The sequence below is a fragment of the Nocardiopsis sp. iso_25 genome (genome assembly GCF_056173305.1).
The window spans coordinates 6,015,013-6,037,613 of record NZ_CM149667.1 but is presented as its reverse complement, the minus strand read 5'-3'; the positions used below and the strand labels follow the sequence as shown (position 1 = coordinate 6,037,613).

General features: G+C 76.0%; 5 protein-coding genes. 1 reads left to right on the top strand and 4 read right to left on the bottom strand.

The genetic code is table 11. The features are described from left to right. Positions 1-38: 38 nt before the first annotated feature. Both AC0VX6_RS25950 and AC0VX6_RS25945 read right to left on the bottom strand, forming a co-directional pair. Positions 39-7,802, bottom strand: coding sequence for an amino acid adenylation domain-containing protein (locus AC0VX6_RS25950; protein WP_475466558.1), 7,764 nt, complete (start codon positions 7,800-7,802; stop codon positions 39-41). Between the two features lie 37 nt (positions 7,803-7,839). After that, entirely contained in the window at positions 7,840-9,219 is a 1,380-nt protein-coding gene (locus AC0VX6_RS25945; protein ID WP_475466557.1) for a serine hydrolase domain-containing protein, read from the bottom strand. 1,151 nt (positions 9,220-10,370) lie between these two features. Between AC0VX6_RS25945 and AC0VX6_RS25940 the strand changes: the two genes are divergently transcribed. Continuing rightward, positions 10,371-20,009: an amino acid adenylation domain-containing protein gene (locus AC0VX6_RS25940; protein WP_475466555.1), complete on the top strand. Its 9,639-nt coding sequence runs from the start codon at positions 10,371-10,373 to the stop codon at positions 20,007-20,009. Between the two features lie 240 nt (positions 20,010-20,249). Here the strand turns inward: AC0VX6_RS25940 and AC0VX6_RS25935 are convergent, their stop codons facing one another. Together AC0VX6_RS25935 and AC0VX6_RS25930 are read right to left on the bottom strand one after the other, a co-directional pair. Then, positions 20,250-21,626 carry a YcaO-like family protein gene (locus AC0VX6_RS25935; RefSeq protein ID WP_274975074.1) on the bottom strand — a complete coding sequence of 459 codons (1,377 nt, stop codon included), beginning with the start codon at positions 21,624-21,626 and terminating at the stop codon, positions 20,250-20,252. 351 nt (positions 21,627-21,977) lie between these two features. Beyond that, a complete protein-coding gene (locus AC0VX6_RS25930; RefSeq protein WP_475466553.1) occupies positions 21,978-22,541 on the bottom strand; it encodes a TetR/AcrR family transcriptional regulator in 564 nt (187 codons plus the stop codon). Positions 22,542-22,601 lie beyond the last annotated feature (60 nt).

Genomic DNA, 22,601 nt, shown 5'->3' with positions numbered 1-22,601 from the left:
CCTTGTCGTGGGTGCCGCGCGCCGTTCGCGCGGCACGGTCAGCGCGCCCGGCGGTTCCGGGCCCGCCCGCGCCCGGCCTCGCGCACGAGGCCGCGCAGCCGTTCGGCGTACTCGTCGGCCAGGGCCCGCACCGTCTCGGGGCGGTGCCGGTTGGCCGAGTAGGTCCAGGAGAACTCCAGCCGTCCACCGGTGACGCCGCCGGTCACGTCGAACAGGCCGGTGCGCTCCTCCTGCGGGGCGTGGTCGCACGGCGGCAGGGGCAGCAGGCGCCCCACCGGCCCGACGTCCTGGTCGCCGAACCGCCCCAGGTAGTTGAAGGCCACCTGGGGTTCGGGCATCGCGGCCAGCGGCGCCGGAACCCGGTCGCCGCCCAGCTCGCGCAGCGCCCCGAACCCGATCGCCTCCGGCGCGGCCCGCCGCTGGGCCCGGGCGGCGGCCACCGCCTCGGCCGTGCCGGCGCCCGGGGGGACCTCCAGCAGCACCGGGTGGATGGCGGTGAACCAGCCCACCGTGCGGGACAGGTCCACGTCGTCGAACAGGTCCTCGCGGCCGTGGCCCTCCTTGGCCACCAGCAGGCGGGGGTCGCCGCTCCAGTCGGTCAGCACCCGGCCCAGCGCGCCGAGCAGCACGTCGTCGATGCTGCTGCGCAGCGTGCCGGGCACCCGGCGCAGCAGCGCCTCGGTCTCCTCCGCCGACAGGGCGGCCGTGACGATCCGCTGGGAGGCCACGTCGTTGGGGCCCGAGCCCAGCTCCACGGGCAGGCGGGCGTCCGCGGCCCGGGACGCGAGGTCGGCCCAGTACCCGGCGTCCCCGTCGAAGGCCCCCCGGGCGGTGTGCTCGCCGAGGCGGCGAGCCCACTCGGGGAAGGGGGTGGTGGGCGCACCCGGGTCCACCGCCTCCCCGCGCTCCAGCTGCCCGTAGGCGGTGGCCAGGTCCTCCAGCAGCACCCGCCAGGACACGGCGTCGACCACCAGGTGGTGCGCCGACAGCAGCACCCGCGGCGCCCGGCGCCCGTTCCGGTCGAACACCACCGCCTCGAACAGGGGCCCCTCCGCGAGCCGCTTGGCGGGGCGCTCGCGCAGGGCCTCGCGCTCCACCGCCCGCTCCAGCTCGTCGTCGCCGCCGTCCACGCGCACCACCCGGGCGCCAGGCGCCGCGTCGGCGTCCAGGTGCCCGCGCGGGCCGTCCGCGGTGTCGGTGACCCGCAGCCGCAGCATGTCGTGGTGCGCGGGCAGGCTGTCGGCGGCCCGCGCCCACAGCAGCGGGTCGGTGCCCTCGGCCGCCTCGAACAGCAGCGACATGTCGAAGTGCTCGGGGCGGCGCGTGCGGGTGCGCAGGAACCAGCGCTCCACCGGGGTGGGTGGGACGGCCCCGGTGACCGGCACCCGCGCGGCGGGGCCGTCCGCGGCCCCGCCCCGCTCGGCCGCGGCGGCCAGGTCGGCGACCGTCTGGTGCAGGAAGGCGTCGCGCGTGGTGATGTTCCATCCGGCCTCGCGCACCCGCGAGACCATCTGGATGCTCAGGATCGAGTCGCCGCCCAGCGAGAAAAAGTTGTCGTGGCGGCCCACCTCCGCGACCCGCAGCAGCTCCGCCCAGATGCCCGCGAGCGCCTCCTCGACGACGCCGCGCGGGGCCGCGTCCGGAGCGGTGCGCTCCCCGGGCTCGGCCGGTTCGGGCAGGGCGGCCCGGTCCACCTTGCCGTTGGCGTTGAGGGGGATGGCGTCCAAGAACACCACGGCGCCCGGAACCATGTAGTCGGGCAGAGTCCGGCGCAGCCGCTCGCGCACGTCCGGCAGGTCCGCGTCCGCTCCCGGAGCGCGGACCGCGTAGGCGACCAGGCCGCGCGCGCCCGAGGCGGAGCGGTGCACCTGGACGGTGGCCTGCGCCACGTCGGGCAGGCGCAGCAGGGCCGCCTCCACCTCCCCGGGTTCGATGCGAAAACCCCGCAGTTTGACCTGGGAGTCGGCGCGGCCGGTGTACTCCAGCTCGCCGGAGTTGTTCCAGCGCACGAGGTCGCCGGTGCGGTAGAGCCGCCCGCCGTCGCCGAAGGGGTCGGCCACGTAGCGTTCGGCGGTCAGACCGGGGCGGCCGTGGTAGCCGCGGGTGGCCCGGCCGCCCACGTACAGCTCGCCGATGGCTCCCACCGGGACCGGCCGCAGCCGCTCGTCCAGCACGTGCAGCCGGGTGCCGTCCAGGGGGCGGCCGATCGGCACCGGTTCGGGCGTTGCGCCCTCCCGGGGAAGCGCGTGGTGGGCGGCGAAGGTGGTGGTTTCGGTGGGCCCGTAGCCGTTGGCCACGGTCGTGTCCGGGCAGGCGCGGCGCACCCGCTCCACCGCGTGCGGGCTGGCCGCCTCGCCCCCGGTGATGACCTGCTCCATCCCGGTGAAGCAGGAGGGGTCCTGCGCGGCGTAGAGGTTGAACAGCGCCGCGGTGACGAAGGTGGCGCTGACCCGGTGCTCCGACACCAGGGCGGCGAAGCCGTCCGCGTCCAGCCGCCCCGGCGGGGCCACCACGACGGTGCCGCCGGTCAGCAGCGCCGCCCAGATCTCGTAGGTGGCGGCGTCGAAGGCGTGCGAGGAGTGGAAGAGCGTGCGCCGGGCGTGCCCGCCGGACCAGCGGTGGTCCGCGGCCAGGCGCACCACGTCGGCGTGGGTCACCGCCACGCCCTTGGGCGTGCCGCTGGAACCGGAGGTGTACATGACGTAGGCGAGCTGGTCGGGGTGGGCGTCGTTCAGCCCTCGCGCCCCGGCCTCCGAGGCCGGTGCGGCGTCGGCGGCGTCGACCAGCACCGCCGTGCAGGTCGGCGGCACCCGGTCGGCGGAGGCGGCGTCGGTGAGCACGCAGGGCGCCCCCGTCTCGGCGACCAGCAGGCGGACGCGTTCAGCGGGGTCGTCGGCGTGCACGGGGACGTAGGCGCCCCCGGCGCGCAGCACCGCGAGCATCGCGGTGACCACGTGCGGCCCCCGCTCCAGCAGCAGCGGCACGGGCGTCTCGGGCCCCACCCCCAGCGAGCGCAGCCGCACCGCCAGGGCCGCCGAGGCGCGGTCCAGTTCGGCGTAGGTCACCGCGACGCCGGGGCCGGCCAGGGCCGGGTGGTCGGGGGTCTGGCGCGCCCGCTCGCCGAACAGGCCGGGCACTGAGGCCGGGGGGTGGCCGGGCGCGCCCGTGCCCCAGGACCGCAGGGCCTCTGCCTCCTCCGGGGCGGGCGCGGGGGCCAGGGAGCGCACGGGCGCCCCGGGCGTGCGCGAGAGCAGGTCGAGGACGGCGGTCAGGTGGTGGGCTATCCGGTCGGCGGTGCGGGCGTCGAACAGGTCGGTGTCGTATTCCACCGCGCCCAGCAGCCGTCCGTCCTCCTCCGCGAACTCCACCGTCAGGTCGAACTGGGTGTGCCGGTGGGCGACGTCGTGCGGGCGCGCGTCGAGCCCGCTGACCCGCCAGGGGGCGCCCGGCGTGTTGCGCAGGGTGACCAGCGCCTGGACCAGGGTGGGGCGGGAGGGATCGCGTTCCTGCCCGGTCGCGTCCACGACGCTGTCGAAGGGCACCTCGCCGTGCTCGAACGCGGCCAGGACGGTCTCGCGCACGTCGGCGAGCAGCGAGGCCGCGCTCGCGTCGGGGTCCAGCCGCAGCCGCAGGGCCACGGTGTCGACGAAGAACCCGACCGTGTTCTCCAGGGCCGCGTCGTCGCGCCCGGAGGTCACCGTGCCCAGCACGAGGTCGCGCTGGCCGCTGTGGCGAGACAGGGTCACGGCGGTGGCGGCGGCCAGCACCATGAACAGGGTGAGACCGTGCTCGGACTCCAGCGCGCGGACGCCCTCGCGGACCCGCGCGGGGACCTCGAAGGCGCGCGCGGCGCCGAGGCCGCGCCGCCGGGCGGGCCGGGGCCGGTCGGTCGGCAGCGCCAGGGGCTCCACTCCGGCGAGCTGCTCGCGCCAGTACCGCAGGTGCTCCTCGAAGGCGCCCGAGCGGGCCCGCTCCTCCTGCCAGACGGCCACGTCGGTGGCGCGCAGGCCCACCGGCTCCAGGTCCGCGGCGCCGGGCAGCGCGTCGGCGGGTGCGCCGGGCCGTTCGCGGGCGGCCTCGTAGAGCGCGCCCAGCTCCCCGACGAGCACCGACATCGACCAGGCGTCGGTGACGATGTGGTGCATGGTGATGGAGAGGACGTGGTCGCCCTCGTCTACGCGCACCAGCAGGACCCGGGTCAGGGGCCCCCGGGCCAAGTCGAAGGGGCGCGCGGCGAACTCCTCCAGCAGCGCGTCCAGCCGCTCCTCGCGTCCGGCGCCGGACGGGCCGTTCAGCCCGGCCCCCTCCACGGGCAGGCGGTCCAGCTCGACCGTCTCCACGGGCAGGCCGGAATCGGGGAGCACGACCTGGTGCGGCGTGCCGTCCCGGGAGGGGAAGACCGTGCGCAGCGCCTCGTGGCGCGCGGACAGGGCGTGCAGGGCCCGCTCCAGCGCCGCGGTGTCCAGCTCGCCGGACAGGCGCAGCGCGCCGCCGGAGTTGTACCCGGACCCGCCGGGCGAGTACTGGTCAAGGAACCACATGCGGCGCTGGGCGGAGGACAGGGGCGCCGGGCCCTCGTGCTCCGTCCGCGCGGGCGCGTCGCGGCGGTCGCCGGAGCCGTCGTAGAGCTCGGCCAGCGCCGCGATGGTCGGCCGCTCGAACAGCGCGCGCAGCGGGGGCCGGAAACCGAGCGGCTCGGCGGCGCGGGCGAGCACGCGCACGCCGGTGACGGAGTCGCCGCCCACGCGGAAGAAGTCGTCGTGCACGCCGACGCGCTCCAGGCCCAGCAGGGAGCACCAGACCCGGGCCAGCTCCCGCTCCGCGCGGTTGCGCGGGGCCGTGTGCCCGGCGCCGGAGCGCGCGGCCCAGTCCACGGCGGGCAGGGCGCGCCGGTCGGTCTTGCCGTTGGCGGTGACCGGGACGCGGTCCAGTACGACGAAGGCCGCCGGGACCATGTAGGCGGGGAGTACGCGGGCGGCCCGTTCCAGGTCGGCGGGGGTCGGGGCGTGCCCGGGGGAGGGGACGGCGTAGGCGACCAGGCGGCGCGAGGCGCCGGTGCCGTCGACCACGACCACGGCCCGCCCGACCCCGGGCAGGCGGGTGAGGGCGTGCTCGACCTCGCCCGGCTCCACGCGGTGGCCGCGGATCTTGACCTGGTCGTCGGTGCGGCCGAGGAACTCCAGCCGCCCGCCGACGCGGCGGACCAGGTCGCCGGAGCGGTACATGCGCCCGCCCCCGCCGTCCGGGTCGGCGACGAAGCGCGCGGCGGTGGTGCCGGGCAGGTTGAGGTAGCCGTGCGCCAGCCCGTCGCCGCTGATGTAGAGCTCGCCGGGGACGCCGTCGGGCACCGGGCGCAGCCAGCGGTCCAGGACCCGTACGCGGGTGCCCGTCGCGGGGTCGCCCAGGGGAGGACTGCCGCCGTCCGACAGCGGCGCGCTGAGGGTGGTGCACACGGTGGACTCGGTGGGGCCGTAGCCGTTGTACACGGCCCGGTCGGCGCGGAAGCGGGCGATCTGCTCGCCGGGGCAGGCCTCGCCGGCCAGGAGCAGGTGCTCCACCGGGCCCAGTTCGTCGGGGGACAGGCCGGGCAGCAGTGCGGGCGGCAGGGTCACGTGGGTGACGCGGTGCTCGCGCAGGGCGCGGGGCAGGCCCTCGCCCGCCAGGGAGGGGCGCGGCAGCAGCACGGAGGCCGCGCCGTTGAGCAGTGCCACCACCAGCTCGGCGATGGCCGCGTCGAAGCTGGGGGAGGCGAACTGGAGCATCCGCGAGCCGGGGCCCACACCCATGCGCTCGCCCTGGAAGGCGGCCAGGGCGGCCAGGCCGCGGTGCGCCACCAGGACGCCCTTGGGCCTTCCGGTGGAACCGGAGGTGTAGATGAGGTAGGCGGGGTCCTCGGGGAGGACGTGCTCGCGCAGCGGCTCCGCGCGGGCCAGTTCGGGGTCGGACGCGTCCACTAGCGGGCCGCTCCCGGGCAGGCGGCGGGCGCACGCGCTGTCGGCGACGACCGCGCGCGGCTCGGCGTCGTCGAGGACCGCGGCCAGGCGCTCCTTCGGGTACTCCGGGTCCAGGGGGACGTAGACCGCCCCCGCGTACACCACGCCCAGCAGGGCCTCGGCCTGGGCCGGGCCGCGCTCCACGCACACGCCGACGCGGTCGCCCCGCGCCACGCCGAGTTCGCGCAGCCGCCGGGCCAGGCGCGCGGCCCGGTCGTCGGCCTCGGCGAAGGAGACGGTGCGGTCCGCGCCGACCAGGGCGGGGTCGTCGGGGCGCAGGCGCGCCCGCTCGGCGAACAGTTCGGGCAGGCTCCGCGGCCGGGGACCGGGCTTGCCGGTCCAGGAGCGCTCCAGCTCCCGGGCCCGCTCGGGGCCGACCAGCGCCACGGCGCGCAGCGGCCGGGGGTCCTCGGCGTTCTCCAGCACCCGCACCAGGTCTCCGACCAGGCGCTCCACGGTGGCGCGGTCGAACAGCGCGGTGTCGAACTCGGCCGAACCGGTGACGCCGCCGGGCCCGGGGCGGAACTCCAGGGTCAGGTCGAAGACCGACTGGCCGCGCCGCACCGGCACGGGCTCGGCCTCCAGGCCGCCCAGTCCCGCCTCGGGTCCCTGGGCGCTCTGGAAGACCACGGCGGCCTGCACCAGCGGAGGCACGGCGGGGTCGCGTTCGGTCAGGACGGCGTCCACGACCGTGTCGAAGGGGACCTCACCGTGGTCGAGGTCGGCGAGGAACCCGGCGCGCGTCCGGTCGAGCAGCGCGCCGAAGGACAGCTCCTCGTCCACGTGCTGGCGCACGGCCAGGGTGTTGACGAAGAAGCCCGCCGTCGCGTGCAGCCGCCGGTCCTCGCGGCCGGAGGCGACGGTGCCCAGCACCACGTCGGGGTTGCGGCTCCAGCGGGCCGCGGTCACCTGGGCCGCGGCCAGCAGCACCGTGGACAGGTGGGTGTCGTGGTCGGCGGCCAGGCGTTCGAGGCGCTCCGTCAGCGGCGCGGACAGCGCGAAGGGCAGGGTGTCGCCCGCTCCCTCGCGCACGGCCGGGCGCGGGCGGTCGGTGGGCAGTTCGAGCACGGGCGGGTCGGCGAGCCTGCGGCGCCAGTGCTCCAGGGAGCGGTCCAGGGCGGGGCCGTCCAGGCGCGTGCGCTGCCACGCGGCGTAGTCGGCGTACTGGAGGGGCGGCGCGCCCAGCTCCCCGGCCAGGGAGTCCGGCGTGCGCCCGGGGTCGGCGGTGGCGGCGCGGTAGAGGGTGTCCAGTTCGGTGCGCAGCAGGTCCAGGGACCAGCCGTCGGTGACGATGTGGTGCAGGCACAGCACCAGCACGTGGACTCCGGGCCCCTCGGCCAGCAGCCGGGACCGCATCAGGGGGCCGCGCTCCAGGTCGAAGGGCAGGGCGTACTCGCGGGCCGCCAGTTCGGCGGCCTCCTCGCGGCTTCCGGCGGCGGTCACCGGCAGTTCCACCTCGCGGGGGGCGCCGATGACCTGGCGCCCCTCGCCGTCCACCTCGGTGAAGGTCGTGCGCAGGGACTCGTGCCGGTGCACGAGCGCGGTCAGGGAGCGCCGCAGCGCCCCGGCGTCCAGGTCCCCGGTCAGCCGCAGCACCAGGGCGGAGTTGTAGTCGGTGCGGCCGGGAGCCATCTGCTCCAGGACCCACAGCCGCTGCTGGGCGAAGGACAGCGCGGCCGGGCGGTCGCGGGGCACGCGCGGGATGTCCTGGCCGCTCCCGCCGCGCGAGCGCAGGCGGCGCAGGACCTCCTCGCGCGCCCTGGCCCGGGCGGCGTCGGTGGTGGGGTCGGCGGTGGCTTCGCTGCTCATGGTGGCTGTGCCGGTCCTCGTCTGCGCAGGGAGTGGATCAGGCGTTGGGGCCCACGGCGAGCCCGCTCAGGCGCAGGGTGCGCCCGTTGTACTGGAGCGCCGTGGCGCGCCGGGGCTCGGCGGGGTCGGCCAGGAAGCGACCGCTGAGCGCGATCCCGCCGTGGCGTTCGGAGACGACGCGGAAGGCGCCGCCCGGCCCGGTGGACAACGGGCCCTCGAAGCCGTTGGACATGACCAGCCGGTATCCGTCCCTGCCGGGGACGACCTCGGCGGCCAGGCCGCCGTTGCCGTAGCGCCCGGTGACCAGGTCTGGGCCGGGCCCGGTGGCTCCGCCCTCGGCCGCGGCGTCGGGCTGGCGGTAGTGGCCCACGTCCACCCCCAGCTCGCGCAGGCCGCGGACCACGTGCTCCCAGGCGGTCACGCCGGTGGTGGCGTTGGTGGTCAGCGCGACCACGGAGCCGCCCTCGGGGTCCACGCGCAGGTTGCAGGTGGCGCCGTCCAGGGTGCCGTCGTGGCCGTACCACAGGCGGTCCCCGGCCAGGTGCAGCGACCACCCGGCGCCCCAGCCGTCGGCCAGGCCGAAGGGGTCGGCCACGCTCACCGAGCGGCCCATCTCGCGCAGCACGTCCGGGGCGGCGACCTCGCCGTCCAGGGCGGCGTGTTCGGGGTCGAGGAAGGCGCGGCCGAAGGCGGCCAGGGCGGTGGCGCTGGCGGCCAGGCCCCCGGCCGGGGCCAGTGCCGGTTCGATGTGGAAGCCCACCGGGTGGGCCCGGCCCGCGCCGTCGACGGCGTGTCCGGTGACCAGGTCGGCGGTGGGGAAGGGCTGCGGTGCCAGGACCGGCGCCAGCTCCATGCCGGTGGAGCCGCACAGGTGCGACTCCACGGTCTCCCACCAGCTCTGCCCGGTGACGGCCTCCACGAGTCGGCCCGCCACGGCGTAGCCGGTGTTGGAGTAGGAGAACAGCGTGCCCGGCTCGGCGACGCGGTCCTCGGGCGTGAGCGAGGAGACGTAGCGGCGCAGGGAGGGCGCGGGCGCGGTCTCGGAGCGCTCCGAGACCAGACCGGAGGTGTGGCTGAGCAGGTGGCGGGGGGTGGCGCCCCGCAGCGGGTGGTCGGGGGCGGCCCCGCCCAGGTGGTCCAGGACCGGGGAGTCGAGGTCGACGTCGCCGTCCTCCACCAGTTGCATGACCAGGGCGGCGGTGACGGTCTTGGTCACCGAGCCCATCGGGAAGAGCGAGTCGGGCGCCACGGGGCGCCCCGTCTGGGCGTTCTCCACCCCGGTGGCGCAGCTGTGCAGCTCACCGCGGTGGTAGACCGCCAGTTGGGCTCCGGGGACGCCGGCCTGGTGACAGGTCCGGCGGAGCAGGTCGGACAGGGCGTCGCGCACGACGTTCTCCTCGTGGGAGTCGGAGGGCACCCGAAAGGCCGGCGCTCGGGACGGGAGCGGCCGGTCGCTTCGGCGGGGACGGGGCGGTAGACCGCACGTGCCACGGATACTCACATATCGCTTCGAATCTTGGCAAGGGTTTCGGATATGTCGGGAACCAGGTGACGGGGAATACGGTCCGGGCCTTCCAGGAGATTTCCGGGGTGTGAAGACATTCGCCGCGTACTGAGGCCTTCGTGTTTTTCCCGGTGTATCCCCGCCGTTAGCAGGGGGTTCGCCTTCCGGTCGGGACGGTGAAGGCTTGGATGGAAGGGTCGTGACGCGTTGGGGACGTCGGTCGACAACGGCTCGGGTTTACCCGTGTGATTGTGTTCCTTGTCACCCGTTCGTGCTGGTGAAGGGGGGATTGCGGTCAATAGTTCTCCTGTTCGCGTAAGCGCTGTTTTGGTCGATGAAACGGCGGCTTATCTGCGGCGGAGGGGTCGAAGAGATCGTCGGATGAACGCGGTTCGGTCTTTTGCGGAGTAACCCGTGTACTGGGTTCCGGAGTGTGGTAAGGGCCTTGCCGTGGTCCTGAGCAGCGGTGATGTGCTCGGCCGGGGCGGGACCGCCCCGGCGGAGAGGCGTCGGGGCGCGGTCGCCGGGTCCGTGTCGGGGGTGCGGTTTCGGCGGCGGCGTACGTCGGGGGCGTGCGTACGGTCTGACCTGCGGGCGGGGGAAAGATTTCCCTGGTGGCCGCATGTGGACAGGTATTGTCCGATCCTTTACTTTGAGTAATTTAACCACTCCGTACGGTATCTAAACCTTCCGCTCGTGCATGGCTTTTGTTCGCTTTGTATGTATTTGTACTGGCGTGATCTGTCGAATAACACTTTTGCTCTATTTTGTCTGCTTTGAGGCCTGAGTATTCCGTGTGGCGCAAGGTGCTCGGTCTTGGGTTGTCTGTCGCCCGAGGGAATATCTGAATGACGGGCTTTTTGGTAAAGTGCCCGGTTGGATAAGGAGATGTGGCAAGCTCTGTCCTCGTGCGACGGTCCGCCGGGAATGGCGGCCCGATTCGCCTCCGTGCCCCTCGCCGCCGAGTGGCCGCGCCGCCGCGGCGACGGAACACCTGTCCCCCGCGCCGCCCCCCACACACGCCCTTCCGCCCTTGCCTTCGAACACGCGCCAGGAGCCGTCACGTGCTGTCCTCCCAGGAGTCCACCCGCTTCGCCCCCGACCCCGCGGACACGGCCTCGCCCTCCTCGGTCCCGGAGGCCTTCGCCCGGCAGGCGGCCCGCACCCCCGACGCCCCGGCCCTGCTCGGCGGCTTCCCGGCGGTGACCTACGCCGAGCTCGACGCCCGCTCCGCCGACCTGGCCCGCCTGCTGCTGGCCCGCGGGCTCGTCCCCGAGGGCACGGTCCTGCTCGCCCTGGAGCGGGGGCCGCACGTGGTCACCGCGATGCTCGCGGTGCTGCGCGCCGGAGGCGCCTACGTGCCCGTCCACCCCGACGAGCCCGCCGACCGGGTGCTCGCCGCCGCCGAGCGCACCGGCGCGCACCTGGTGCTCACCGACCGCGTGCTCGGCCCCCGCCTGCCCGCGCGCCTGGGCGACCTGGCCCGGATCCTGGACCTGGACGCGGAGGGCGCCCCGGAGGCCGGGGAGCGCGGACGGGACGGCGCCACCGGGATCGACTCCGCAGGAAACGGAGCGGCCGGGAACGGCGTGGCCGGGGACCGTGCCACCGGGGACGACGCTGTCGGGGGCGTTGCCGCCAAGGACCGCGCGGCCGGGGGCCGTGCCGTCGGCAACGGCACGGCCGCGTGTACCCCCTCCGACCCGGAGCTGCCCGCCCCGCACCCCCGCGCGCTGGCCTACGTCATGCACACCTCCGGCTCCACCGGGGAGCCCAAGTGCGTGGCGGTCACGCACGCCGACGTGGTCGCGTTGGCTCACGACTCCCGGTGGGGCGGCGGCCGTGACCAGCGGGTGCTGTTCCACTCCTCGCACGCCTTCGACGCCGCCACCTACGAGATCTGGGTACCGCTGCTGCGCGGTGGGGCCGTGGTCGTCGCGCCGCCGCAGCGGCTCTCGGCGCAGGAGTTCGGCGCGCTGGCCCGCCGCCACCGGATCACCTCGACCTTCGTCACCGCCGCCCTGTTCGACCTGTTCGCCGCCCAGGACCCCTCCTGCTTCGCCCCGCTGCGCGAGGTCATCGCCGGGGGAGAGGCCGTCCCGCCCGGCGCGGTCCGCGCCGTGCTGGACGCCTGCCCCGGCACGGCGGTCGCCAACGGCTACGGGCCCACCGAGACCACCACCTTCGCCACGCACTTCGCCGTGGACCGCGACCGGCCCCCGCTGCTGTCGGTGCCCGTCGGCACGCCCCTGGACGCCATGTTCGCCCGGGTGCTCGACGACCGGCTGGCCCCGGTCGATCCGGGCCAGGTGGGCGAGCTGTACGTGGGCGGGGCCGGGGTGGCCCGCGGCTACCTGGGGAGGCCGGGGCTGACCGCCGAGCGCTTCGTGGCCGACCCCCTCGGCGGCGGCGAGCGCCTCTACCGCACCGGCGACCTGGTGCGCCGCAACGCCGACGACCTGCTGGAGTACGTCGGCCGCGCCGACTCCCAGGTCAAGATCCGGGGCTTTCGGATCGAACCCGGCGAGATCGAGGCCGCCCTGCTCGACCAGGACGGCGTCTCCCAGGCCCTGGTCACCGTCCGCGAGGACGCCCCCGGCGCGCGCGTCCTGGTCGGCTACGTCGTCGGCACCGCCGACACCGGTGTCCTGCGCGAACGCCTGGCCGACCGCCTGCCCGGCTACATGGTCCCCACCGCCGTCGTGGCCCTGGACGCGCTGCCCCTGACCGCCAACGGCAAGGTCGACCACCGCGCCCTGCCCGCGCCCGCCGTCCGCTCCGCCGCCGACCACGTCGAGCCGCGCGGGGAAGCCGAGCGCGCCGCGGCCGAGGAGTTCGCCGCGGCCCTGGGCCTGGAGCGGGTCGGCGCCCGCGACGACTTCTTCGTCCTGGGCGGCGACTCCATCCTCGCCGCCCGCGTGGCCTGGCGCCTGGGCGAGCGCCTGGGCACCGGCCTCGACCCGCGCGCGCTGTTCCGCCACCCCACCCCCGAGGGCATCGCCGCGGCCGGGGACGCCGGGCGCCGCGAGGAACCCATCGTCCCGGCCGGGCGCGGCCGGCCGCTGCCGCTGTCCGCGGCCCAGCGCCGCCTGTGGTTCCTGCACCAGCTCGACGGCGACAGCGCCGAGTACCACACCGGAAGCGCCTTCCGCCTGCGCGGACCGCTCGACGTGCCCGCGCTCCGCCGCGCCCTGGAACTGCTCCAGCGGCGCCACGAGGCCCTGCGCACCACCTACGACACCGTCGACGGCGAACCCGTCCAGCACGTGCGCGAACCCCGCGCCGACCTGCTCACCGTGCGCGAGATCCCCTCCGCCGACCCGGCCGACCGGGAGCGGGAGCTGCACCGGCACCTGCTGCGCGAGGTGGACACCCCCTTCGACCTCGTGGCGGGGCCGCCCACCCGCGCCCTGCTGCTGCGCCTGGACGAACGGGACCACGTCCTAGTCCTGAGCACCCACCACATCGCCTGTGACGGCTGGTCGGTCGACCTGATCCACCGCGACCTCGCCGCCTACTACCGGGCCGCCGTGCGCGGCGCGGAGCCCGACACCCGTGCGGAGACCGACTACGCCGACTTCGCCGTCTGGGAGCAGGGCCGCTGGGAGGGGCCCGAGGCCCGGCGCCGCCTGGAGTACTGGGCGCGCGCCCTGGAGGACGTGCCCCCGCTGGCAGTGCCCACCGACCGCCCTCGCCCCGCCCGGCGCACCACCGCCGGGGCCGTCCATCGAACCCGCCTGACCCCCGACCAGCTCCGGGGGCTGCGCGCGTTGGGCGGGGCGAGCGGCGCCACACTCTTCGCGACCCTGGCCGCCCTGACCCAGGCCGTGCTCTCGGCCGCGTCGGGTTCGGCCGACGTCGCCCTGGGCGCGGCCTCCGCCGGACGCGACCACCCCCAGCTCGAGGACGTGGTCGGCTTCTTCGTCAACCCGGTCGTGCTCCGCTCGCGCCTGCGCCCGGGCACCACCGCGGCCGAGTTCGTCGGACAGGTGCGCGCCGAGGCCGACGCCGCACTCGCCCACGAGATGCCCTTCGACCGGGTCGTCGACGCCCTGGTCACCGAGCGCGACCCCTCCCGAGGCCCCCTGTTCCAGGCGCTGATGGTCCTCCAGAACGCCCACACCGGCGGGCTGGAACTGGAGGGCCTGCGCGCCGAGGAGGTCGACCTGCCGCGCACCGCCGCCCTGGCCGACCTGGTCTTCGAGTACGCCGAACGCGACGGCGCCCTGCGCCTGTCGGTGGAGTACAACACCGACCTGTACGACGCCGGACGCGTGGCGGCCCTGGCCGACGCCCTGTCCCGGCTGGCCGACGCCGTCGTCGCCGACCCCGGCCTGGACCTGGCCGCCCTGGACCTGCGGCCCGGGGCCGAACGCGCCCTCCTGGACTCCTGGGAGCACGCACCCGCCCGGGGCGAGCCCGCCTCCGTGACCGCGGCGTTCGCCGAGCAGGCCGCCCGCACCCCCCGCGCCCCGGCCCTGGTCGGAGACTTCCCTGCGCTGACCTACGCCGAACTCGACGCCCGCTCCGCCGACCTGGCCCGCCTGCTGCGGGCCTGGGGGGTGGGCACGGAGGACGCCGTGCCGCTGCTGCTGGAGCGGGGGCCGCACGTGGTAACCGCGATGCTCGCGGTGCTGCGCGCCGGAGGCGCCTACGTCCCCGTCCATCCGGACGACCCGGCCGAACGCGTGGCCTGGACACTCGCCCGCACCGGCGCGCGCGTCATCGTCACCGACACCGCCTCGCGCTCCCGCATGCCCGAGGGCACCGACGCGCGCGTGCTGGTCCTGGACGGGCACGGCCCCTACCCGACCGTGCGGACCGAGGCCCCCCTGCCCGGGGCCGACCCGCGCGCGCTGGCCTACGTCATGCACACCTCCGGTTCCACCGGCGAGCCCAAGGGCGTGGCGGTCACGCACGCCGACGTGGTGGCCCTGGCTCGCGACTCCCGATGGGGCGGGGGCCGCGACGAGCGCGTGCTGTTCCACTCCTCGCACGCCTTCGACGCCGCCACCTACGAGATCTGGACGCCGCTGCTGCGAGGCGGGTCCGTGGTCGTCGCGCCGCCCGGGCGCATGAGCGCCGAGGAGTTCGGCGCGCTGGCCCGCCGACACCGGATCACCTCGACCTTCGTCACCGCCGCCCTGTTCAACCTCTACGCCGCCCAGGACCCCGCCTGCTTCGCGCCGCTGCGCGAGGTCATCACGGGGGGCGAGGCCGCCAGCCCCGCGAGCGTGCACCGGGTGCTGCGGGCCTGCCCCGGCACCGCGGTCGCCAACGGCTACGGGCCCACCGAGACCACCACCTTCGCCGCCCACCACCCCGCCGCGCGCACCGGCGAACCGGTGCGCACCGTGCCGATCGGCACGCCCCTGGACGGCATGCGCGTGCGGGTGCTCGACACCCTCCTGCGCCCGGTGCCCCCGGGCGCGGTCGGGGAGCTGTACGTGGGCGGGGCCGGAGTGGCCCGCGGCTACCTGGGCCGCCCGGGGCTGACCGCCGAACGCTTCGTGGCCGACCCCTTCGGCGACGGCGAACGGCTCTACCGCACCGGCGACCACGTGCTGTGGAACGGCTCCGGGGAGCTGGAGTACGTCGGCCGCGCCGACTCCCAGGTCAAGATCCGGGGCTTCCGGATCGAACCCGGCGAGGTCGAGGCCGCCCTGCTCGCCCTGGACGGCGTCGCCGAGGCCGTCGCCCTCGTACGCGCCGCACCCGGCGGCGGGCGCAGGCTCCTCGCCTACGCCGTGCCCTCGAACGGGGAGGCTGACGAGGAGACCGCCGAGGAGTGGCGCCGCGCCCTGGCCCGCACCCTGCCCGGCTACATGGTCCCCGCCGTCGTCGTGGCCCTGGACGCGCTGCCCCTGACCGCCAACGGCAAGGTCGACCGCCGCGCCCTGCCCGACCCCGGGCACGGCGGGGAGCACACCGCCCCCCGCACCGACACCGAACACGTCCTGGCCGAGGTGTTCGCCTCCGTCCTGGCCGTGGAGCGCGTGGGCGTCCACGACGACTTCTTCGCCCTGGGCGGCGACTCCATCCTCAGCATCCAGATGGTCTCCCGGGCCCGCCGGGCCGGTGTGGAGCTGAGCAGCCGCGACGTCTTCTCCCACCCCAGCGTCGCCGCCCTGGCCGAGGTGGCGCGGGTGCGGCGGCCCGGCGCGTCCGGCACCGGTCCGGTGAGCGGCCCGCTCACCGCCACGCCCGTCATGGGCTGGTTCGACCGCACCCACCCGGTGGCCCCCGACCACTTCGCCATGTCCGTGCTGCTCGACCTCGCCGGGCCCCTGGAGCCGCGCGCCCTGCGCACCGCCCTGGCCGCCCTCGCCGACCACCACGACATGCTGCGGCTGCGCCGCGACGGCGACGGCCCGCGCGTGGCCGAACCCGGCACGGCCGCCCCGCCGCTGAGCGTGGTCGACCTGTCCGGACACGAACCCGGACGGGCCCGCGACCTGGCCGAGGAGAGCATCCGAGCCGCCCACAGCGGCCTCGACCTGGCCCGCGGCCCCGTCTTCGCCGCCGTCCTGCTCGACTCCGGCCCCGAGGGCTCCCGGCTGCTGCTGACCGCCCACCACCTCGTCGTGGACGGGGTGTCCTGGCGGGTGCTGCTGGAGGACCTGGCCACCGCCTACCGCCAGGCCGCCGAGGGCGCGCCCGTGGACCCGGGGCCGCGCACCACCCCCTTCTCCGTGTGGGCCGACCGCCTGGCCCGGCACACCGCAGAGGGGGCCTTCGACGCCGAACTCGACACCTGGGCCGGGGTCGCCGCCACCCGCGCCGAACTGCCCCGCGACCACCCCGGCCGGGGCAACGGCCTGGTGCGCGACCAGGAGGTGGTCACCGCCGGGCTGTCCGAGGAGGACACCCGCCGACTGCTGGCCGAGGCGCCCGCGGCCTTCCGCACCCGCGTCAACGACCTGCTGCTGTCCGCCCTGGGCCGGGTGCTGTGCGAGTGGACCGGCTCCGCGCGCGTGCCCGTGGACCTGGAGGGCCACGGCCGCGAGGACCTGTTCGAGGACCTGGACACCTCGCGCACCGTGGGCTGGTTCACCACCGTGTTCCCCGTCGTGCTCACCGGCCGGCCCGACCGGACCGAGCAGATCCGCGCCACCAAGGAGATGCTGCGCGCGGTCCCCGGCAACGGTCTGGGCTACGGCGCCCTGCGCCACCTGGGCACGCCCGAACAGCGGGCCCGTCTGGAGCGCGACCCCGCGCCCGGCGTGAGCTTCAACTACCTGGGCCGCTTCGACACCGACCCCGGCCGGGGCGCCCTGCACACCGCGATGCGGCTCAACCCCGGCGGCGAGCACTCCCCGGACGAGGAGCGCGCCCACCTGGTCGAGGTGGTGGGCCGCTTCGAGGGCGAACGCCTGGTCTTCGACTGGTACCACGCCACCACCGTCCACGGCACGGCCACCGTGCGCCGCCTCGCCGAGGCCATGGCCGCCGAACTCGCCGCGCTGGTCGAGCACTGCCTGGACCCCGTCCACGGCGGGGCCACCCCCTCCGACTTCCCGCTCGTGCGCCTGGAGCAGGACGAGGTGGACCGCCTCGTCGGCGACGGCCGCGACGTCCAGGACGTGTGGCCGCTCACCCCCATGCAGCAGGGCATGTTCTTCCACTCCGCCCTGGAACCCGACTCCGGCTCCTACCTGGAGCAGGTCGTCGTGGACCTGGACGGCGTGGACGACCCCGGTGCCCTGGGCCGCGCCTGGCGGCGGGTGGTCGCGGCCACCCCCGTCCTGCGCGCCCGCGTGGCCTGGGAGGGACTGTCCGAACCGGTCCTGCTCGTGCACCGCGCCGTCCCCGTCGAGGTGGCACACCTCGACCTGCGCGGCGCGACGGAGGACGAGCGCGAGCGGGCCCTGGCCGACCACCTGGCCGAGGACGCCGCCCGGGGCGTGGACCCCGTCCGCGACCCGCTCCTGCGCGTGGCCCTGCTGCGCACCGGCGACGCCTCCGTGCGCCTGGTGTGGACCTTCCACCACCTCGTCCTGGACGGGTGGAGCCTGCCCCTGGTCATGGAGGACGTCCTGGCCGCCTACCGGGGCGGCGTCCCGGCCGCGCGCCCCGACTACCGGGAGTACCTGCGCCGCCTGGCCGGACGCGACGCGGAGGAGGGGCACGCCTTCTGGCGGGGCGTGCTGGAGGGAGTCACCGAGCCCACGCCGCTGCCCTACGACCGGCCTCCCACAGCCCTGCGCGCCGCCCGCTCCAGCGCCCGCAGCGAGGCCGTCCTCGCACCGGAGCGGGCCGGAGCCGTGCACGCCTTCGCCCGCGCCCACGGCCTGACCGTCAACGCCGTGGTCCAGGGCGCGTGGGCCCTGCTCCTGTCCGCGTACTCGGGGCGGGCCGACGTGGTCTTCGGCGCCACCACCTCCGGCCGCCCCGACGACATGCCCGGGGTGGAGGCCGCCGTGGGCCTGTTCATCAACACCCTGCCGGTGCGCGTGGCCGTGGACCCCGCCGAGCCCGTGGCGCGGTGGCTGCGCCGCCTCCAGGAGGACCAGGCGCGCTCGCGGGCCCAGGACCACCTGTCGCTGGCGCGCGTGCAGGCCGAGGCGGGCCTGCCCGGGGACACCCCGCTCTTCGACAGCGTCGTGGTGTTCGAGAACTACCCCATTGATGAGGCCGCCGCCGCCGAACACGGGCTGCGGGTCCGGTTCGTCAACGCGGTGGAGGCCACCAACTACCCGCTCGCGCTGAGCGCCTACGCCTCCGACGGGCTGCGCCTGGTACTCGGCCACGATCCGGCGTGCTTCGACGCCGCGACCGCGGACCGCCTGCTGGGCGACCTGGAGCGCATCCTGGTCTCGCTCACCGAGGACCCCGAACGCCCCCTGGGGCGGGTGGCCGGAGCCGACCCGGCCCGGTCGCTGGCCCTGGCCGACGGCGGGGGAGAGGAGCCGCCCGCCGCCACCGTCACCGCGCTGTTCGCCGAGCGGGCCGCCCGCCACTCCGAGGCGACCGCCCTGGTCGGCGCGGACGGCGAGTGGACCTACGCCGAACTGGATGCCGAGGCCGACCGGGTCGCCGACCGCCTGGCCGCGCTGGGCGTGGGCGCGGAGTCCCGGGTGCTGCTGCTCATGCCGCGTTCGCCGCGGGTGGTGGCCGCCATGCTCGGCGTCCTGCGCACGGGGGCCGCCTACGCGCCGCTGCACGAGACCGTTCCGGCGGAGCGGGTCGCCTCCCTGGCCCGCGCGCTGGGCGCGCGTGTGGCGGTGGCCGATCCCGGCATGGCCGAACGCTGCGCGGACGTGGAGACGGTGGTGGGCTACGCCGCCGACGGCACACTGTCTGGGGCGGGTGCGACCGCTGGTGTCGGTGGGGGTTCGGGTGCTGGTGCGGGCGCGCAGACCTCGGTCCGCCGGGGCCCGGTGCACGGGCACACCGCCGCCTACGTCATGTTCACCTCGGGCTCCACGGGCACGCCCAAGGGCGTGGTGGTCGACCACCGGGCCGTGGTCGCCCTCAGCGCCGACTCCCGCTGGCGCGAGGGCCACGACAGGGTGCTGTTCCACTCCCCGCACGCCTTCGACGCCGCCACCTACGAGGTCTGGGTGCCGCTGCTCAACGGCGGAACCGCGGTGGTGGCGGACGGGCCGGTCTCCGCCGACACCCTGCGCGAGCACACCGCCCGGCACGGGGTCAGCGCGGTCTTCCTCACCACCGCCCTGTTCAACCTCTTCGCCCAGCAGGACCCGGAGTGCTTCGCGGGGCTGCGCCAGCTGTGGACCGGCGGGGAGGCCGCCGACCCGGCCTCCCTCGCCCGCGTGCGCCGGACGTGCCCCGACACCCAGCTGGTGCACGTGTACGGGCCCACCGAGGCCACCACCTTCGCCACGTGCACCCCGCTGAGCGCGGAGGAGGCCGACGCCGGGCACTGCCCGATCGGACGCCCCATGGACGCCACCGGCGCCCACGTCCTGGACGGCGCCCTGCGCCCGGTCCCGCCCGGCGCGGTGGGCGAGCTCTACCTGTCCGGGCCGGGGACGGCGCGCGGCTACGACGGCCAGCCCGGCCTGACCGCCGAGCGCTTCGTGGCCGACCCCTTCGGCGACGGCGGGCGGCTCTACCGCACCGGCGACCTGGTGCGCTGGTCCGCCGAGGGGCGCCTGGTCTTCGTGGGCCGCGCGGACGGCCAGGTGAAGCTGCGCGGGTTCCGCATCGAGATGGGCGAGGTGGAAGCCGCCCTGCTGCGCGGACCCGGGGTCGCTCAGGCCGTGGTGCTCGTGGCCGAGGCACCCACCGGCGGACGCCAGCTCGTCGCCTACGTCACCGGAGGGGAGGTGGACGCGGAGCCGGTGCGCGAGCGCCTGTCCCGCGAGCTGCCCGCCTACATGGTGCCCGCGGCCGTCACCGTGCTGGAGGCGCTGCCGCTCAACGCCAACGGCAAGGTGGACCGCGCCCGCCTGCCCGAACCCGCCTGGGCGCGCGCCGCCGCGCCCGTCCACGTCGAGCCGAGCACCCCCACCGAGGAGGCCGTGGCCGAGGTGTGGGGGCGAACCCTGGGGCTGGAGCGCATCGGGCGCAACGACAACTTCTTCGACATCGGCGGCGACTCGGTGCGCAGCCTCCAGGTGGTGCGCGAGGTCGAACGCCTGCTGGACGTCACGGTGCCCACCCGGCTGCTGTTCGACCACCAGACGGTGCGCGCCTACGCCGAGGCGGTGGAGGACGTGCTGCTGGAACAGATGTGACGCGGGACCCGGGCGCCGCCGACCGGCGGCGCCCGGGGATGTTCAGCGCGCGGAGCCGCCCCGGCGTCCGTGACCTTGGCGCCGGGGAGGCGCCCCGATGCGCGGTGGACGGTCCGGGGGCGGACGGCCCCGGACCCGGGCGGCCTCAGCGGTCGCGGAACGCGTGCCCTGGAGCACACGGCAAACCCGGTATGCGCAGGGCGTTCCGACGTGGGGAGGAGAGGAGACGCCCGGGTCGTCTCAGCGGGCGCGGAGTGCCCGGCCCCGCGTTCCGGGCAGGGCCACGTGCCCCTTGGTGACGAGGTGGAACCGCTCCAGGCCGGGGCACTGCACCTGCACCACGACGGTGCCGTGCTCCAACTCCCGCAGCGGGTGCGCCGCGACGCGGTGCCCGGCCGCCGTCAGCCGTTCCACGACGGCGGCCCGCTGGAGGGGCACGCCGGTGCCGGGCGGCACGGTCTCGGGCGGCACCGCGCCCGGCGGCGCCTCGTCGATCCGGTCGGCGAAGTCCAGCATGGCGCAGGCCAGGAGACGGGGGTGTCCGGCGAGCCTGGCGCCGACCCCGGCCGCGACGTCGTGGTCGGCGACCAGCCGCGCGAACGGCCCCGACGCCTCCGTCGCCGCCGACTGCTCGGCCACGACCCGGGCGAGCAGCTCGCCTTGGACGAACTCGGTGACGGCGCGTTCCGCCGCGAGTTCGCCCGACAGGGAGGCGCCGAGCCCGTAGCGGTGGTCCGGGGCGCCGTCCCGGCGTTCGGGGGCGTAGGCCATGACCACGGGCACGCCGAGGTCGGTGGTCAGGTCGAGCAGGACCACCGGGCCGCCGACGAGGTCGCGGGCGCGGTCCAGGTGGGCGCGCAGGCGGCCGGGCAAGGCCTCGCGGGCCACGCACGCGGGCATGGGGCCGCCGTCGTAGACCGAGCGCAGCAGGAACAGCGAGAACGCGTCGCGCTCCACCCACTCGTTCAGGGCGTGCAGGAGCGCCTCGTCGCGGGTGGCCCCGATCGCGCAGCCGGAGTTGACGCTGTAGGACATCGCCGAGCGGTACTCGGCGGTGTCGCCGAGGGCGCGGCGCACCCGCGCCGCCTCCCCGCCCGGGACCGGGTACCACGGCGCCCACAGGAACACGGGGACGTCGAACGGCGGGCCGCCATCGAGCGCCTCGTGGCGCACGCAGGCCACCCGTGCTTCCCGCTGCGCGGCCACGTCGCGGACCGCCCGGTCGGCGGCGAAGGGCCCCTCGGCCAGTTCCGCGGCTTCCACCAGGCGTACCGGCAGCGTCTCCAGGACGGTGGGGCCGGTGAACGCGTGTTCCAGGGCCTCGAACTGGGCGCCGACGCGCGCGGGAAGGCCGGGGCCCTTGCCCGCACCGAGTCCGTAGGGGACCTCGGAGCCGTCGGCGTCCCACAGGCCGCACTGGACGGCGGTCGGTTCGCGGTCGTCGAGCGTTCGGTAGCGGGCGCTCCAGCCGAGGGCGCGTACCTCGGCGCGGACCCGCCGCTCCGCCTCGTCCAGGGTGAGTTCGCGCTCGCGGGTTCCGGACCAGCTTCCGGAACCCGGCCCGGGGAGCGGGGAGGTCCGCTCCCCGGACGCGGGGATCCACGCGGATCGCGTCACCGCGCTACTCCGCGGTCTCCTCGTCCAGTTCCTCGACGGCCGGGGCGATCTCGTCCGCGCTGTCCAGCGGGGCGGTCCACTCGTATCCTGCGCAGGCCATGGTGCGGCTCCTCGGCGATAGACACACGGGACGCGCACGGGGTTGTCCGCGCCCCCGTCCTGCCTACCCCGTGAAGTGACGTCTGTCACTCGAAAGCGCCCTTTTCCCGTGAGTTCGTGCGGTTCTCCCGAAACCCGCGGAACGAGCGACCGGAGTACCGGGTCCGCTCACCAGCCCGGTGTGTCCGGGACAGGCGCGGCGCCTCGGGTCCGCTCACCCGTCCGTTTCGCCCGGGGCGGGCGCGGCGCCCCTCAGGAGAGCCGGTCGGCGACGGCGGTCACCGCCGCCAGGACCACCGCGCGGTCCGGTGCGCCCTCGTCGCGCTCGAAGTGGCGGTGCATCGACCACCCCTCGACCAGGGCGTCCAGCGCGCGGCACGCCTCGGGTGGAAAGTGCGCCGACAGGGAGGCGCGGCTGGTGGCCATCCACGCGCGCGCGGCCCGGTGGACCGCCTCGTCGTGGCTGGCGTAGGAGTACATCTCGAAGAGCAGGACGAACTGGTGGGGCGTGGCGTACTCGGGACCGCAGATGAGGTCGACCACGGCCTCGCACGCCTCGGCGCGGTCGCGCGCCGCCGCGAGCCGGTGCGAGTAGTACTCCGACATGGTCCGCGCCAGGTGCGTGAACGCCTGCTCCAGGATCGCGGGCAGGCCGTCGAAGTGGTAGGTGAGCGAGCCCAGGGGCACCGAGGCTCGCTCGGCGATCGCCCGGTGCGTGGTCCTGTGCACACCGCGCTCGGCGATCACCTCCAGGGCCGCGGCGAGGATGCGCTCCTTGCGTCGCGGGTCGTTGGCCACCCGCCTGGTTCCGGCCATGTTCCCCTTCCGACCTCAGGGCTCTCCGCCCACGACCATTCTGGTACGCGGCCGCCCCCT